This is a genomic window from Gardnerella greenwoodii 00703Dmash (genome assembly GCF_000263635.1).
GTDB lineage: Bacteria > Actinomycetota > Actinomycetes > Actinomycetales > Bifidobacteriaceae > Bifidobacterium > Bifidobacterium greenwoodii.
Map to the genome: position 1 here is coordinate 1 of NZ_ADEV01000006.1, position 14749 is coordinate 14749.

The 14749-nt window shown below is 44.1% G+C and carries 9 protein-coding genes; all 9 read right to left on the reverse strand.

Annotated features, from left to right (window positions below; all coding sequences use genetic code 11):
• Positions 1-60 precede the first annotated feature (60 nt).
• Positions 61-876 (reverse strand): HD domain-containing protein, encoded by an 816-nt coding sequence (locus tag NG78_RS03790; protein WP_004134326.1) that lies wholly within the window; start codon positions 874-876, stop codon positions 61-63.
• A 61-nt stretch (positions 877-937) separates the two neighbouring features.
• Positions 938-3517, reverse strand: a complete 2580-nt coding sequence (locus NG78_RS03785) for a KUP/HAK/KT family potassium transporter (RefSeq protein WP_004134328.1) — start codon at positions 3515-3517, stop codon at positions 938-940.
• Between the two features lie 173 nt (positions 3518-3690).
• Entirely contained in the window at positions 3691-4671 is a 981-nt protein-coding gene (locus NG78_RS03780) for a TatD family hydrolase (protein WP_004134330.1), read from the reverse strand.
• Between the two features lie 122 nt (positions 4672-4793).
• Positions 4794-6590, reverse strand: coding sequence for an ABC transporter ATP-binding protein (locus NG78_RS03775; RefSeq protein WP_004574736.1), 1797 nt, complete (start codon positions 6588-6590; stop codon positions 4794-4796).
• A gap of 2 nt (positions 6591-6592) precedes the next feature.
• Positions 6593-8407, reverse strand: a complete 1815-nt coding sequence (locus NG78_RS03770; protein ID WP_004574737.1) for an ABC transporter ATP-binding protein — start codon at positions 8405-8407, stop codon at positions 6593-6595.
• A gap of 194 nt (positions 8408-8601) precedes the next feature.
• The gene (locus tag NG78_RS03765) at positions 8602-10344 is read right to left on the reverse strand and encodes an ABC transporter family substrate-binding protein (protein WP_004574738.1); all 1743 of its coding nucleotides are present in this window, start codon (positions 10342-10344) and stop codon (positions 8602-8604) included.
• A gap of 323 nt (positions 10345-10667) precedes the next feature.
• The gene (locus NG78_RS03760) at positions 10668-12557 is read right to left on the reverse strand and encodes an ABC transporter ATP-binding protein (protein ID WP_004574739.1); all 1890 of its coding nucleotides are present in this window, start codon (positions 12555-12557) and stop codon (positions 10668-10670) included.
• 21 nt (positions 12558-12578) lie between these two features.
• The gene (locus NG78_RS03755) at positions 12579-13526 is read right to left on the reverse strand and encodes an ABC transporter permease (RefSeq protein WP_004574740.1); all 948 of its coding nucleotides are present in this window, start codon (positions 13524-13526) and stop codon (positions 12579-12581) included.
• A gap of 27 nt (positions 13527-13553) precedes the next feature.
• A complete protein-coding gene (locus NG78_RS03750; protein ID WP_032837733.1) occupies positions 13554-14537 on the reverse strand; it encodes an ABC transporter permease in 984 nt (327 codons plus the stop codon).
• Between the last annotated feature and the right edge of the window lie 212 nt (positions 14538-14749).

Here is a 14749-nt window from a genome sequence, read left to right on the forward strand (position 1 = left end):
ACCCCACGAATCAGCCACAAAAACGTTGGAAATACTAGCATCCCCCGGAGTGTCGAAAAACTAGAAAAAGTAACTAAAAATACGTTCGTTAAAGAAATTCGCCAAAGCAGCAATATTCGGCTCACCATACTGATCAACCAACTGCAACCAGCGGCAAGCATTTTCTTCCCCAAATCGCGCAGCTTTGCGACGATACTCTTCAACAGTCAAAAAACGAGGCGGAATAGACTTGCTATTGTATTTATCCGCAACCATAACAATTTCTTGTTCAACAGTTTGCGGCTTATAGTCGTCCGCAGGAAGCGGCAGGTTTTGCATGGCAACCTGCTCGCGAGTCAATCCAACTCCAGTATGATTGCGCGCAAACTGGGCAGCTTCCTCGCTAAAACCACATTTAAGCAAATAGTTGTAGCCACGCAATCCGTGCAAAATATAATTCGGGCCGTCAAAACTCAATTCGCCATCAAAATTTGCGGATCCATCTTTCTTCAGCACAAAATACGTGCCAATATCGTGCAACATTCCACCAATAAAAGCAGCGTACTCATCAATAGGTTGCTTTGGCGCGCGCCCACCTTTAATAGGCGGAAGATCAGAATAATTATTCCCAATAAGTTTTTTAATACAAGATTGCGCGAGTTTAGAACGCTCCAAAATAGAAGGCGAACACTTTGCTTTAGACTCAAGCAACATATTGCAATGATGCGCAATTTGCCAAGAGATTGTGGCGATTACCACACAATGACCGTGAATAAGGTTGTACGCAGATTCAGAAGGCGCAGTAGTGCGATGCAATTGCTCTACCTGGCTAAAATCAGGCAAATCGGCAATTTTTACTGCATCGCACTGTAGCGTTTCTTCTGAATTGTTACGCATTTTATTCACGATTCTGTATTCACAATCATGTATTTACAATTCTTTATTCAAGATTCTTTATTCAAGATTCTTTATTTTCCGCACGCTCTGCATCTTTTACAGCCTGCACAACGGCATGAGTTACGTTAGCAGCGTCAAGATTAGTTTTATCACCACTAAAATTCGCGTTAGATGCCTTTGCCTGAGCTTTAAGCGGCACAGGACTAATGTTTCCAGTGTTCGCAAGTTTTTCATCTGCAAACAGAACATTAGCTGCAGCAATATCACGAGCGTTCATAACTGCAGTCTGCTCCGCATCCGTAGGACGAATATCAGACTCAGCCTGCGTGGCAGTTTCCACAGCCGAAGCACCTTGCAACGATTGCACTGCGCGCTGCGAACAATCTTCACGACTCAAGCGCGGAGGTCTGCGCGTAGAAACAAACAGCGGCTGCACTTCGACCACAGGATTATAAGGCGCCAAGCCGAACCACTTAACTGGAGTTCCAGCAATATGGCGAATCGCATACTTCATTTTTAGCGACAATGCGCCACGCACAGAAATATTAGACTCCGGCATTAAAGCCTTATGCAGCAGAACGTAACGGATTGGACCAATATCTGGATCCGCATCAACCTTTGGATACACAGATTTTTGACGAGGAAGTTCGCCAGTATGCGACAAATCGTGCATAATTTGGTGCAAATATGCAGGTATAGATGGCGAAACTTTAAAACCTAATTTTATTTTTACACGGAACAAATAATCCGTACCAAAATTTTCAACGCAATACTCGCGCGTAAACGGAGCGTCGTCAGTTTCCACAGATACAGCCCACCAAGCTCTAGCTCGCTTAGGATGGTCAGCAAAAATGGAGAAGAAAATTCCAGTATCAAGTCGCTTCATTTCGCGATCAGAAGTCAAGTAAACAATATTGTCGGCAAAATACGGAATTCTAAAATCACCATGCAATTTATCGAGCACAGGCAGGAAGTCTTTAGGCTTCATATGCAATCGCTGCGAACGCTCAATCTTGGTACCGTCTTTCCAAGTAACCATGATTGTCAAAATCGAAGCTCCAAGAAGCATAGTGAACCAGCCACCGTGCATAAACTTTGCCATGGAGGCAATGAAGAACATGAGCTCAATCATTAGGAAGATTACAGCAAAACCAAGAGCCGCAAAACGCTTCTTTTGATACCACATATGCACCGTAAGCAAAATGGTTGTTGCGAGCATTGTAAGCGTTAATGCCAAGCCGTACGCGCCAGAAATATGTTCAGAATCGCGGAAAACAGCGAGCACTGTAATAGTCGCAACGCAAAGCACAACATTCACTACAGGAATATAAAGCTGTCCACGAGTGCGTGCAGGGTAACGAACTTGCAAATGCGGCATCCAATTAAGGCTAGTAGCTTCAGAAACCATAGTGTATGCGCCAGTAATCAAAGCCTGAGAAGCAATAATGCCAGCCGTTACAGAAAGAATAACTGCAATATATCGAACATTAGGTTCGAGCATTTGGAAGAATGGATTTAATCCTTCAACAGACCACAATGATTTATCGTTCTGATGTTGCAGCATCCACGCGCCCTGCCCAAAGTAATTAAGCAGCAGAGCAACTTTAATAAACGGCCACGTTGCGTATACGTTTCCTCGACCAACATGGCCCATATCTGAATACAACGCTTCCGCACCAGTAGTAGAAAGGAAGATTACGCCCATAACTGCCAGGCCCTGCACGTTGTGCGAGCTGAACAGGAATTCCACACCATAAATTGGGTTAAGAGCTTCAAAAATAGTCCAATCTTGGCCAATATTCATAACTCCAACTAGCGCAAGGAAAGCAAACCAAAGCATAACTACTATGCCAAATACTTTACCAATACGCTCAGTTCCGCGCTGCTGAACAGAAAACAGTATGACGATGATAACAACCGTAATCATCATCGACAAATTCTCGTTTTCTAAGAATATTGGTTTAAACGCTGCAATAGTGCGCAAACCTTCTACTGCGGAAGAAATAGAAACTGCAGGAGTTAGCACAGAATCTGCCAAAAATGCAGCTCCGCCAATCATTGCCGGTATTGCAAGCCACGCACCTTTTTTGCGCAAAAGTGAGTACAGTGCAAAAATGCCACCTTCGCCTTTGTTGTCGGTTCGCATTGCAACGAATACGTATTTGACGGTTGTAATCAACGTAATTGACCAGAATAAGAGCGAAAGCATGCCGAATACGGTTTCGCGATTAATATTTTGCAATCCGCCTTGACCGGCCAAAAAAGTTTGAGCAGTATACAAAGGCGATGTACCAATATCGCCATAAACAACACCAAGAGCCACAATAGCCATGCCCAAGGTAAAGCGGTCAGAGCTTGTTTGCAGCTTTGCCCACCATCTGCCTAAAGGACCTCTAACAGCGCTGGCAACAAGCTTTTCTGCTTCCTTAACTTCCTGAGCCTGCTGTTGAGCCATTACTTTTCGCTCTTCACGAGTTGTTGTTTTTTGAGACACCTTCGGTGCCTTTGTAAAAGACGCAGCTCGTAATATAGCGTCCTTCGAACTCTTAGTAGTCTTCGGACTCTTCTCGGAATCTTTCGCGCCGTTGCGAGGATCCTTTGCGCCATCTGCTGACGGCACAGTAGTGCGTGACTTCGTCATGCTTAATTGTTCCTCCTGGGTAAGGCTCTTCTTGATGCCACAAGAAGATGCAGTCACCTTGCCCTTCACAGTTTTATTTCCGTACTTGGATATTGTATACAACAATAGCTATATAGTGCAAAAAATCTTTAAAAATCGTTGAAAAATAAGGATTATTAAGATTGGCTTTTTGCTTAAAATCCGTAAATTTTCTTCGTATTTTCTCTAGTTACTTTAGCCGCCTTCTCAAGCGAAATATCGAGTACATTAGCGAGCGCTTGCAAAGTATACGGAACCATATAAGGCGCGTTTGGCCGCCCTCTGTAAGGCATTGGCGTTAAATACGGCGCATCTGTTTCTACAGTTATGTGACTTTCGCCAATAATCTTGGCAGACTTACGCAAATCTTCGTTTCCTTTGTAACTCAAAGTTCCGGAAAAACTTGCGTACCAGCCGTGTTCTCTTAGTATTTGGGCTAAATCTTCTCCACCTGCGTAGCTATGAAACACTGTTCGTTCAGGCGCTCCGTCTTGTAATAAAACTTTTACTACGTCTTCGTGCGCGTCACGATCGTGAATTTGCAATGGAAGATTCAGCTCTTTTGCGAGCGCAATATGATCGCGAAAAGCTTCTCTTTGGGCAAGTCTCGCAGACTCTCCCGTACGAAAATAATCCAAACCGGTTTCACCTATTGCAACAACTTCTTTTGGATGCGCAATTACAAGCGAACGCAAATGTTGCATAGCTTCGTCGAATGGAATATCGTGATATGGCTTATAAACTATTGGCAATCCGTCTGGGCCTTGCGCTCCCCTGTGTCCGTGCAAAACGGCTTCGTTTGGGTGTATTGCAATTGCTGCGCGAACGCAATCCGCGTGTGATTCAGCGAAGGAAATTGTCGGTTCCCAGTCTGGGTATTCACAACCTACTTCTAGCATGTTGGAAACTCCAGCGGATTTTGCTTGAGTAACTAAGTCGTCTGCAGTCGGCTCGTTAATAGGTTCGCGGCCTTTTTCTGCTAATTCTTGGTTAAGATTATGCGCAAAATCGACGACGCTAAGCATATGCGTGTGGTCGTCCGCAATTGTTACGCCGTTTTTTATTAGATTTTCCCATACTTGAGATTCTTCGGTTAATTCAGGCGCCCAATTATGCTCGCGGTGATGTTTACTCATGTTTTTAAGTCTACTCGCAAATAAAACAGTATTTTGCCAGCGATTTTTTACCGGCAATCTTCTACCAGCAATCTTTTACCAGCAATCTTCTACCAGCGATTTTCCACAAATAATTTAGATGCTTACAAAATTGTTTTGCGAATTGCGTCGTATTGAGATTTAACAAGGCGATAGTAAGATCCCTTTTCTTCCATAAGTTCTTCATGCGTTCCACGCTCAACAATTTCGCCATGATCTATTACGCAAATTAAATCAGCATTTTCAATAGTAGAAAGCCTGTGCGCGATTACGAAAGACGTGCGATTTTTAAGCAACTGAGCCAATCCTGCTTGTAGCGCTTCTTCCGTACGAGTGTCAATATTGCTGGTTGCTTCGTCGAGAATTAAAATGCGAGGATCTGCCAAAAGTACGCGCGCAAAAGAAATAAGCTGCCTTTGGCCTGCCGAAAGTGTAGCTCCTCGCTCCTCAATTTCAGTGTCGTAGCCTTTGTCCATTTCGCTAATAAATTCGTGCGCGTGAACAGCTCGAGCCGCCGCCTCAATTTCTTCGTCAGTTGCGTCTAGTTTTCCGTATCGAATGTTTTCGCGCACAGTTCCGCTAAAAATAAAGCTATCTTGCAGCATTACGCCCATTTGTTTTCTAAGCGACGCTAATGTTACTGAGCGCACATCGTGGCCGTCTATGGTAATCGAGCCTTCTGAAACATCGTAGAATCTAGAAAGGAGACTTACGAGAGTAGTTTTTCCAGCTCCTGTTGGGCCTACTAAAGCAACGGTCTGCCCAGGCGAAACGTGCAAGTCAACCAGGTTCAAAATCGGCCTTCCGCCTTCTTCGTAACGGAACACAACGTCGTTTACGTCAACCTTGCCACTAATTTGCGGCAATTCTTTAGCATCAGGCTTATCTACAATATTCGGCTTAATTCTTAGAGTTTCAAAAATTCGCTCCAAATAAACTGAGCATGTTACAAGCTGCGTGTAAAAGTTTCCAATATTTACTACTGGATCCCAAAAGGTAGTCGAGTACCATACGAATGCTATAAGCGTTCCCGTACTCACGTTCATTCCGCCTAAATTCGACACTCCAACGTAGTACAAAAGCGCTATTGCAGCAGTTTCAATAACTGAAGCTCCAGGCCAAAGCAGCATTTGAAACCTAACGTTTCGCATCCATGCGCTTCTTACTTCTGCTTGCTGATTCTGAAAAGTTTCGTATGCTGCAGACTCTCTTGCAAAAGTTTGCGTTGTTTTTACGCCTGCAATTGACTCGTGCAAATACGCGTTTAAATTACTTTGCTTGTTTGATAGTTTTTTAGACGCCTTTCGTTGCAGAATTTGCAAAACGCGCGTCCAGATTATAAATATTGGAAATAGCGCTAAGCTCCACAACGCCATTCGCCAATCTATAACGAACATTGTTATTAATGTAATAATCAGCACAAAAACGTCTGAAAATACGTTAATAAATCCCGAAGAAAGCGTATCAGAAAGAGTATTAATGTAGTTTACTATGCGAATCAGAATCTTTCCGTGCGGGCGCGAATCAAAATAATCAAAAGATAACGATTGCACATGCGTAAAAATATCTCGGCGCATGTCTCTAATTATCATCTGGCCGATGCGCGTAATTGCAAGCGTTCTGTACGCTAAGCCCAGCTCGTACAGCACAATAAGCACAATAAAAACCGCAATAATTGCGTATAAGTACGTGTAGCTTTTCTGCGGCAATACCACGTCGATTAGCATTTTTGTAATCATTGGCATTGCTGTCATAATTATGCTTCCGCTTATAACTACCATAATTACGAGTAGAAGTTTAGTTGCGTACGGCTTCATGTATTTTTTAACGCGCATAAGCTCATGCACGTTCACATGCTCTTCTTGTTCTTCGTCTTCGCGATAAGTGTTTCGTTGCGCCATTTCTACTCCCCCTTCGTTTCAAATCCTGCAGACTTGCCGCTTTGCAATCCAAGCTGCTTCCTGTAAATCTCCCAGTATCTTCCATGCTGAGCCACAAGTTCTGCGTGAGTGCCGCGCTCTACGATTTTTCCGTGATCTAACACAACAATCATGTCTGCATCTTTAACGGATGAAATTCTGTGCGCAATAGTGATTACGGTGCGCGTGCCGTCGAGTTTCTTTAGCTCTTGCTGAATATGCTCTTCTGTTTCCATATCTACAGCTGAAGTTGTGTCATCCATAATTAGGATTGCCGGATCGTTTGCTAAAGCGCGAGCTAAGCTTAGGCGTTGCTTTTGGCCGCCAGAAAGACCAACTCCGCGCTCTCCTACTACAGTTTCGTAACCTTCTGGCATGCTCATAATAAAATCGTCAGCCGCTGCAATTCTAGCCATTCTGCGAATCGTATCGTCTAGTTCTTTGCAATTTTCTTTATCTTGAGGCAAACCGAAGCCAATATTTCCTGCAATCGTGTCCGAAAACAGGAAAGTTTCCTGAGCTACTATGCTAACTTCATTTCGCACAGTTTCCAGAGGCCATTCGCGCACGTCTTTTCCGTCAATTAAAACGCGGCCTTGCGTCGGGTCGTAGAATCTTGCAATAAGACTTACAAGAGTTGATTTGCCAGATCCGGTTTCACCAAGAATACCAAGTTTGCTTCCTGCAGGAACACTTAAATCAATATTCTTTAAGATTGGCGAGTCTTGATCGTCTGGGAACGCAAAATCAACATGCTCAAAAGTGATTTCGCCTTTTACTTTAACGCTTGCTTCCGCTTCTTTTGGAAGATTAATATGCGATTCTTGCGTAAGAAGCTTACGAATATTAACGCAGCCCGCGTTAAAACGCTGCCAGTCGTTAATAAGCCACCCTGTCATTCTAACTGGCATATTAAGCATCCAAAGGAAGCTGTTAAAAGTAACGAATGTACCTAATGTCATGCTGCCGTTTAGCACGAGCCATCCGCCGAAACCAACTGTTATAAGCTCGAGCACAAAACCCATGCCATCAAGCCAAGGCATGTATTTTTGCGTGTTTTTTGCAAGCGTAATATTTCGATTAAAGTAGTCTTCGTTACATTCATCGAATTTTTTAGTTTCGTAAGACTCGCGCACGAAAGCTTTTACTACGCGGTTTCCTTCAATATTTTCTTCGACCATTGAATTCATGCGCGCAAAAGATTCGCGAATTGCAAGGAATTTCGGCCTAGCTTTTTTGCCCATAACTCTTGCAAGCATGAACAAAAATGGAGTAATTGCCATAAGAGCTAAAGCAAGCTGCCATTGGATTGAAAACATTATTACTAGCGCAAGCACGAACATTACTACGCAATCCAGCGCCATATAAGAAACCCAGCTTAGAATATGGCGAATCGCATCCGTATCCGACGTCATTCGGCTCATAATATCGCCAGTGCGCGTGTGATTAAAGTATGTGAAGTCCAAAGAGTGCAGCTTTTCGTACTCGTCGCTTACTAGGCGATACACGGCGTTTTGACCGAATCTTTCCATTTGAAGCTGGTAAATGTACCTTGAGCCTACGCGAATAATCATCATCGCAACCATTAAAACGCATATGCTTATCAGCAGATTATGCTGTTTGCCAATAATGATTTTGTCCACAATAAAGCCAGAAAGCAACGGCATCGTCATTGCCATTGTGTCGTTAATTGTAAAAAGTATAAGCGATACGCCTACTCTCCACATGTCTGGCTTGCAATATTGCAATACCCAGCGCACGTTGTTCGCGTCTTTGCGTTGATTTGGGTTGACGTACATGCGCCGAGTGCTCCTTTGTTTTAGATTTTTATTTTTTAAGACCTATTTTTTAAGACTTATTTTTTAAGTTTATACTATTTTCTGCCTTAGCAAGCGCAAAAAGATGTGGCGCGCAGCCATAAGACTACACGCCACATGCTATAAGTTAAGCAATCAGCTTAGTAAACTTGCGCGAATTATCGCTACAAATTTACTTACTTCTGCCAGCCCATATCCTCTGGGTAGGTGGTTGCGTAACCAGCAGGGCCGTTGTTAGCAAAGCCCTTCTTGAACACCTGGTAAATAGGAGGAGCAGAAACTGGAAGAGTTCCGTAGAGTGCGAGAGCTGCAGACTCTGCCTTGTTTGCATAATCAGTCTGTTCCTTGTAATCGTAGGTCTTGCCAATCTTGTTGAGCATAGCATCAATCTTCTTGTTGCCAACGAGACCGAGGTTGGAATCGCTATCAGACTTGTAAACCTGGCTTGCTGCAGACAAGAAGCTCAATGGAGATGTGGACTGCCATGCCAATGGAAGCACCTGGTACTTGTGCGAAGCAACAACCTCGGAGAACTTAGCAACAGCATGGTTCACAGTCTTGCACTTAATTCCAGCCTTCTTCATCATGGCCTGGAATGCGTTAGCAAGAGCTGCCTGAGTAGAATCGTCACCGAAGAAGGTGAAGGAAATCTCAAGAGTCTTGCCATTCTTGGCGTAGTAGCCGTCCTTGCCCATCTTGTAGCCAGCGGCTTCAAGGGTCTTCTTAGCGTTTTCGGTGTTGTACTTGCCGTCAGCAGGAAGATTGTTCTTGTAGCCAGCCTGGAACATGGAGAGAAGCTCAGAACCTGGCTGCTCGCTCTTCCAGTTCATGCCCTGGAACTGAATCTTGTTGTATGTAGCAACGTCGAATGCCTGAACAACAGCCTTACGAACTGCGAGTTCGTTAAGTGGCTTGGACTTAGCGTTGAAGTTAAGCACGCGAACCTTGGTGCTGTAGCCGTAACGGAGCTGAGCGCCCTTAACGCTACGAGCAGACTTGATTGCGTCCTTAGAAGAAATGGTATCGGTTACAGCATCGATTTCACCGTTCTGGAAGGCGTTCAAAGCTGCGGTATCTTCCATACGCTTTACAACAACCTTATCGAGCTTTGCCTTCTTACCCCACCACTTTGGATTGCGGGTGAAGACAACCTGATTTTCGGTTGCGGATTCAATCTGGAATGGACCTGCACCCCACTCGTTGTGAGGATTGTTTACCCAACCCTGGTTGAAGGTCTTAACGTCACCGGCCTTTGGATTAACCAGTGGAGCGAAAAGCATTTCCCATGTTGCGCATGGCTTCTCATAAGTCACTATAACCTGCTTTGGAGTGGAACCTTGTTCAACACTCTTGATGCAGTCATAGCCTTCAGTACTTGGGACGGAGTAATCCTTGTTCTTTCCGTTCAAAGCCTGCCAAGTAGCCTTAAATGCGGTGTAGTCGATTTCTGTACCGTCGTTCCACTTGGCCTTTGGGTTCAAGTTGTACTGAACAACGAGTGGCTTATCGCTAACCTTCTTGACGGAAGTGATGTAGTCAGGGTTGTACTTAAGCTTCTCACCCTTAACGGTGTCATAAGCCATAAGATTTGGCTGGTAGAAGCCCCACAAAGTAGCCATGTAGCCAGAGTTACCGTCGTTAGAAGCGTAATTCCAGTTTGGACCGAGAACAGGAAGAGCAACGGTGTAAGTGCCGCCGTCCTTAACGTTGTCACGTGCCTGTGGATTATCGTAACGCTTGTTGACATCTGGCATTGGAAGTTCGCCAGTGTAAGAAGTGTCAACACCAGCAGCTGGCTCTTCAGTCATACCTGCTTTACCAGCATTGTTAGTAGCACCGCCGCAAGCGCCGAGCAGCATTGCAACAGAAAGTGCAGCTGCGGCAAATACAGTCAGTTTACCTGCTTTTGTATTTTTCATGATTCCTCTCATTCCCCGGATGATGTCCGTCTTCCGGTATGTTGTATGAGTATATACAACTCTATGACATTCGACAAATCGTTTTCACAAAATATTGATTTTTTTCTTTTCAACTTTATGAAAATTAGGCAAAAAAGAATAATTTATTATCTATAATGAGCAAAACAGAAAATTTTTTAGTTTATTTTTGCTAAAAAACAAAATATATTACGTTTTTTAAATTTACGTTACACAATAAAAAATCGCGCATGTTGCAATAAACATGCGCGACTAAGTAATTTATTCAGATTTATGAAGATTAACTAAAATCGACAAGTCATGAATTACCTAACATCGTCAAAATTATCTTCTTCAGAAAGAATAATACGCTTACGGTTCTTCTCAATTGTAGGATCCGGAATTGGCACAGCGCTAATCAAAGCCTGAGTGTAAGGGTGCTTTGGATTATCAAACACCTCATCCGTTTCACCAGATTCAACAATTCGACCGTGATACATAACAGCAATTCGGCTAGAAATATGTCGAACAACAGCCATGTTATGAGCCACGAACAAGTAAGCAACGCCAAGCTTATCCTGCAAATCTTCAAGCAAGTTAATAATTCCAGCCTGAATAGAAACATCCAAAGCAGAAACAGGCTCGTCAAGAAGCAAAAGCTTAGGATTCACAGCCAAAGCACGAGCAATAGCAATACGCTGACGCTGGCCGCCAGAGAACTGAGTTGGGAAGCGATCAACTTGATCAGGATTCAACTCAACAAGCTGCATAAGTTCAGCAATACGTTGGCGAATTTCTTCCTTAGACTTTCGCTGCACAAGCAAAGGCTCTGCAAGAATATCGTAAACCAACATACGTGGATCAAGCGAGCTCATTGGATCCTGGAACACGTACTGAATCTTAGAACGAAGTTCGCGACGCTGCTCACGAGTCAACTTATCGTTCAACTCAGTACCAAAAACTGTAATAGAACCAGATTCAGGCTTCTTCAAGCTCATAATTTCCATCAAAGTCGTGGACTTACCAGAACCAGACTCGCCAACCAAAGCAACAGTTTCACCTTCACGAACCTCAATACTCACACCATCAACCGCGCGAACCTCACCAACCTTACGGCGCAAGAAGCCGCCGCTAGTAATTGGGAAGGTCTTAACCAAGTTCTTAACATCCAAAACAACTTTTCGTTGCTCACGAGGAATGCCTTCAAACATAGGCTTGATTGGCCTTTCAGTTTCAGCGTGGAGCAAGGCGCGAACTGTTTCACTTTCGGCTTCAAGGCCCATCATTGTGCCGTCGTCCCCACCTTTTTCTTCAGCCATAAGCATATCCATAGTTGGCTTAGAAATTGGGGTTAAGCGGCGAGTGCGCTTTTGGTCAACGCGAGGAACAGCGCCGAGCAAGCCGATTGTGTAAGGCTGAGTTGGGTGAGCAAAAATCTCCTCAACGCTATTATGCTCAACCAAATGGCCCGCATACATAACAATAACTTCGTCTGCAACGCCAGCAATAACGCCCAAATCGTGGGTAATGAAGATCATTGCAGCGCCAGTTTCTTTCTGGGCCTTCTTCAAAACTTCCAAAACCTGAGCCTGAATAGTCACATCCAAAGCGGTAGTAGGCTCATCGGCAATAATAATATCCGGATCGTTAGCAATTGCCATAGCAATCATCACGCGCTGGCGCATACCACCAGAAAACTCGTGAGGGAAAGCCTTCAAACGCTCAGCAGGCTTAGTAATACCAACCAAATCAAGCAATTCAATAGAACGCTCGCGAATCTGCTCTTCGCTCATGCCCGGGTTATGAATAACCAAAGCTTCCTTAAGCTGATCACCAATAGAGAAAACTGGAGTTAAAGCAGAAAGAGGATCCTGGAAAACCATGGCAATATTCTTGCCACGAATCTTACTCATCTCTAAATCGGACTTAGTTAAAAGCTCTTCGCCCTTATACTTCACAGAGCCCTTAACGCTTGCGTTTTTATCCAGCAAGCCCATAACAGCCAAGGACGTAACCGACTTACCAGAACCAGATTCGCCAACGATACCAATAGTCTTTCCGCGGTACAAATCAAAATTCATTCCGCGCACAGCATGCACAGTACCAGCTTCAGAAGCGAAGCTAACCTGCAAATCACGTACAGAAAGCAATGGTTCGTTGTTTTGATCTTGCATCGTAGTTTCTTCCTTAATTGCGTTATTATCCATATCAGTCATGTTCATACCCCCAATCAAGCCCTACTCGGCCTTACCAACAGACTTAGAATATGGATCGATAGCATCGCGCAAGCCATCTCCAATAAGCTGCACAGAGAAGGTTAACAAAACCAAAACTGCAGACGGCACCAAAAGTACCCAAGGAGAAGTCTGAACTACGCTTTGACCAGCATTTAGCAAAGTACCAAGAGAAGTATCTGGAGCCTTAATACCAAGACCCAAGAAGCTTAAAGCGGTTTCGCCGTTAATTGCACCAATAACACCAAGAACCGTGTTAATAATCAAAACAGAACCCAAGTTTGGAACCAAGTGGCGAACAATAATTCGGAAGGAAGAAACACCTTCGAACTTCGCTGCGCGAACATACTCGCGCTCACGCAGGCTCAAAGTCAACGTACGAAGCGTACGAGCGTAACCAATCCAACCAAAAGCAGTTAAGCCAAATGCCAACCACAACCAATCGCTACCACCACTAGAAGCACTAATGATTAAAGCAATCAGCAGGAAGGAAGGAACAATCAGCAGCATGTCCAAAAGCCACATACCAACCTGCTCGAACCATCCTTCGAAGTAAGAAATAGCAGTACCAACCAAAGCAGCAATAACTGTAATGGTAATAGAGCTAACAATACCAATGGAAAGTGAACGGCCAAGTCCGCGCACAACCATTGCATACATATCTGAGCCGCCTGGCGTAGTGCCGAGCCAATGCTCTGCAGAAGGAGGCGTTGCGAGAGAAGAAAAGTCTGGTTCGTCATAACTCCACTTTGAAATCTTTGAGCCGAACAAGGCAAAAAGAACCAAAATTAAGAGCATAACCAAGCCCACAACTGCAGACGGGCGACGGAAGAATCGACGCGTGTAAAGCGTCATCTTTCCAGTGCGCTTAAAATTGCCCCATGCGTTAGAAGTAGCCGTTTTATTTGCAGCAGACTCAAGAGGTTCTGAAGATACATCTTTTTTATTCATGTCAATGTCACCTACACTGTTGCACAATTAGTTCAAACGAATACGTGGATCAAGCCAAGCAGAGAAGATATCTGCAAGCAAGGCACCAACTAAGGTACATACGGCACCAAATGCAGCAATAGCAACCGAACCGTTGATGTCGTTCTGCATAATGGTCTGAACGAAGTAGCTACCAAGGCCGTTAATAGCAAACACGGTTTCAGTAATAACTGCACCGGTGAAAACGCCTGCAATAGAGAATGCGACGTCAACAGCTGTTGGAATCAAAGAAGTACGCAAAGCGTGACGACGAATAGCCATATTCAAAGGTAAGCCCTTCGCCCTAGCTGTACGAACGTAATCAGCATTCATAGTATCGAGAAGATAAGTTCGCTGAGTTAAATGATACCCAACCATGCCAGGAACTGTCATAACAATTGTTGGCAAAATCAAATGCTGAAGGAAGTCAAGAATGAACATAAACGGGTCAGAACCCTGGTAAGAGTGCAGACCAGTAACGTAGAAAAGTCGCACGCCTGCTGCGTGGTTAATGCTAATAGCAGCAAGCACAACCATCAAACCCAAAACTGCTGCAGGAACAACCAACAGGAAGGTTGCTGTGGAATTAAGAACTCGATCTTGCCACCTGTACTGACGGATAGCAGTGTAAACACCAACGCTAACACCTAAAACAATACCAAGAATTGTGGCACCAGTAACAAGCTGAACAGATGCGCCAATACGAGACATAATTGCCGGGCCAACTGGAGCCTGATCTGGGCTCAATCCCCAATCCCACTTAGTAAAAATGTTGTAAATCCAACGGCAATAACGAGTAAACACTGGAGTCTGGTCGTTAATATTTGCCAAATCCAAAGAACGGTTGATTGATGCAATAGGTGGATGCGGATGCCTAGACATATAGTTCGAACGCGGTCTCATAAAAGCACTCGCCAAGAAATACGTCATGGATACGGCAACAAACAACATCACCACATAATTCAGGCATCGCTTAACGATGTATCGTATCATTGTGACTCTTTTCTACGCCTAGCCATTGTTTACCTCCATTTGGCATGCTGCAAATCGTTAAATCTACATCATAACCGCTTTAGCGTTTCGCCTTCAAAAGGGCGCGCTTGAACTGACCCTCGTCAATCCGGGACACATAATTAGTATATTTTTAGCCAAGCTATGTACAAAGAGCTTAACAGAAAATATTTTTGCACAATGCTTTTTTAAGT

What these genes read in the sequence shown, in the direction of transcription:
- NG78_RS03790 (WP_004134326.1), bottom strand. Translation starts at nt 876, where the DNA reads ATGCGTAACAATTCAGAAGAAACGCTACAGTGCGATGCAGTAAAAATT.
- NG78_RS03785 (WP_004134328.1), bottom strand. Translation starts at nt 3,517, where the DNA reads ATGACGAAGTCACGCACTACTGTGCCGTCAGCAGATGGCGCAAAGGAT.
- NG78_RS03780 (WP_004134330.1), bottom strand. Translation starts at nt 4,671, where the DNA reads ATGAGTAAACATCACCGCGAGCATAATTGGGCGCCTGAATTAACCGAA.
- NG78_RS03775 (WP_004574736.1), bottom strand. Translation starts at nt 6,590, where the DNA reads ATGGCGCAACGAAACACTTATCGCGAAGACGAAGAACAAGAAGAGCAT.
- NG78_RS03770 (WP_004574737.1), bottom strand. Translation starts at nt 8,407, where the DNA reads ATGTACGTCAACCCAAATCAACGCAAAGACGCGAACAACGTGCGCTGG.
- NG78_RS03765 (WP_004574738.1), bottom strand. Translation starts at nt 10,344, where the DNA reads ATGAAAAATACAAAAGCAGGTAAACTGACTGTATTTGCCGCAGCTGCA.
- NG78_RS03760 (WP_004574739.1), bottom strand. Translation starts at nt 12,557, where the DNA reads ATGACTGATATGGATAATAACGCAATTAAGGAAGAAACTACGATGCAA.
- NG78_RS03755 (WP_004574740.1), bottom strand. Translation starts at nt 13,526, where the DNA reads ATGAATAAAAAAGATGTATCTTCAGAACCTCTTGAGTCTGCTGCAAAT.
- NG78_RS03750 (WP_032837733.1), bottom strand. Translation starts at nt 14,537, where the DNA reads ATGATACGATACATCGTTAAGCGATGCCTGAATTATGTGGTGATGTTG.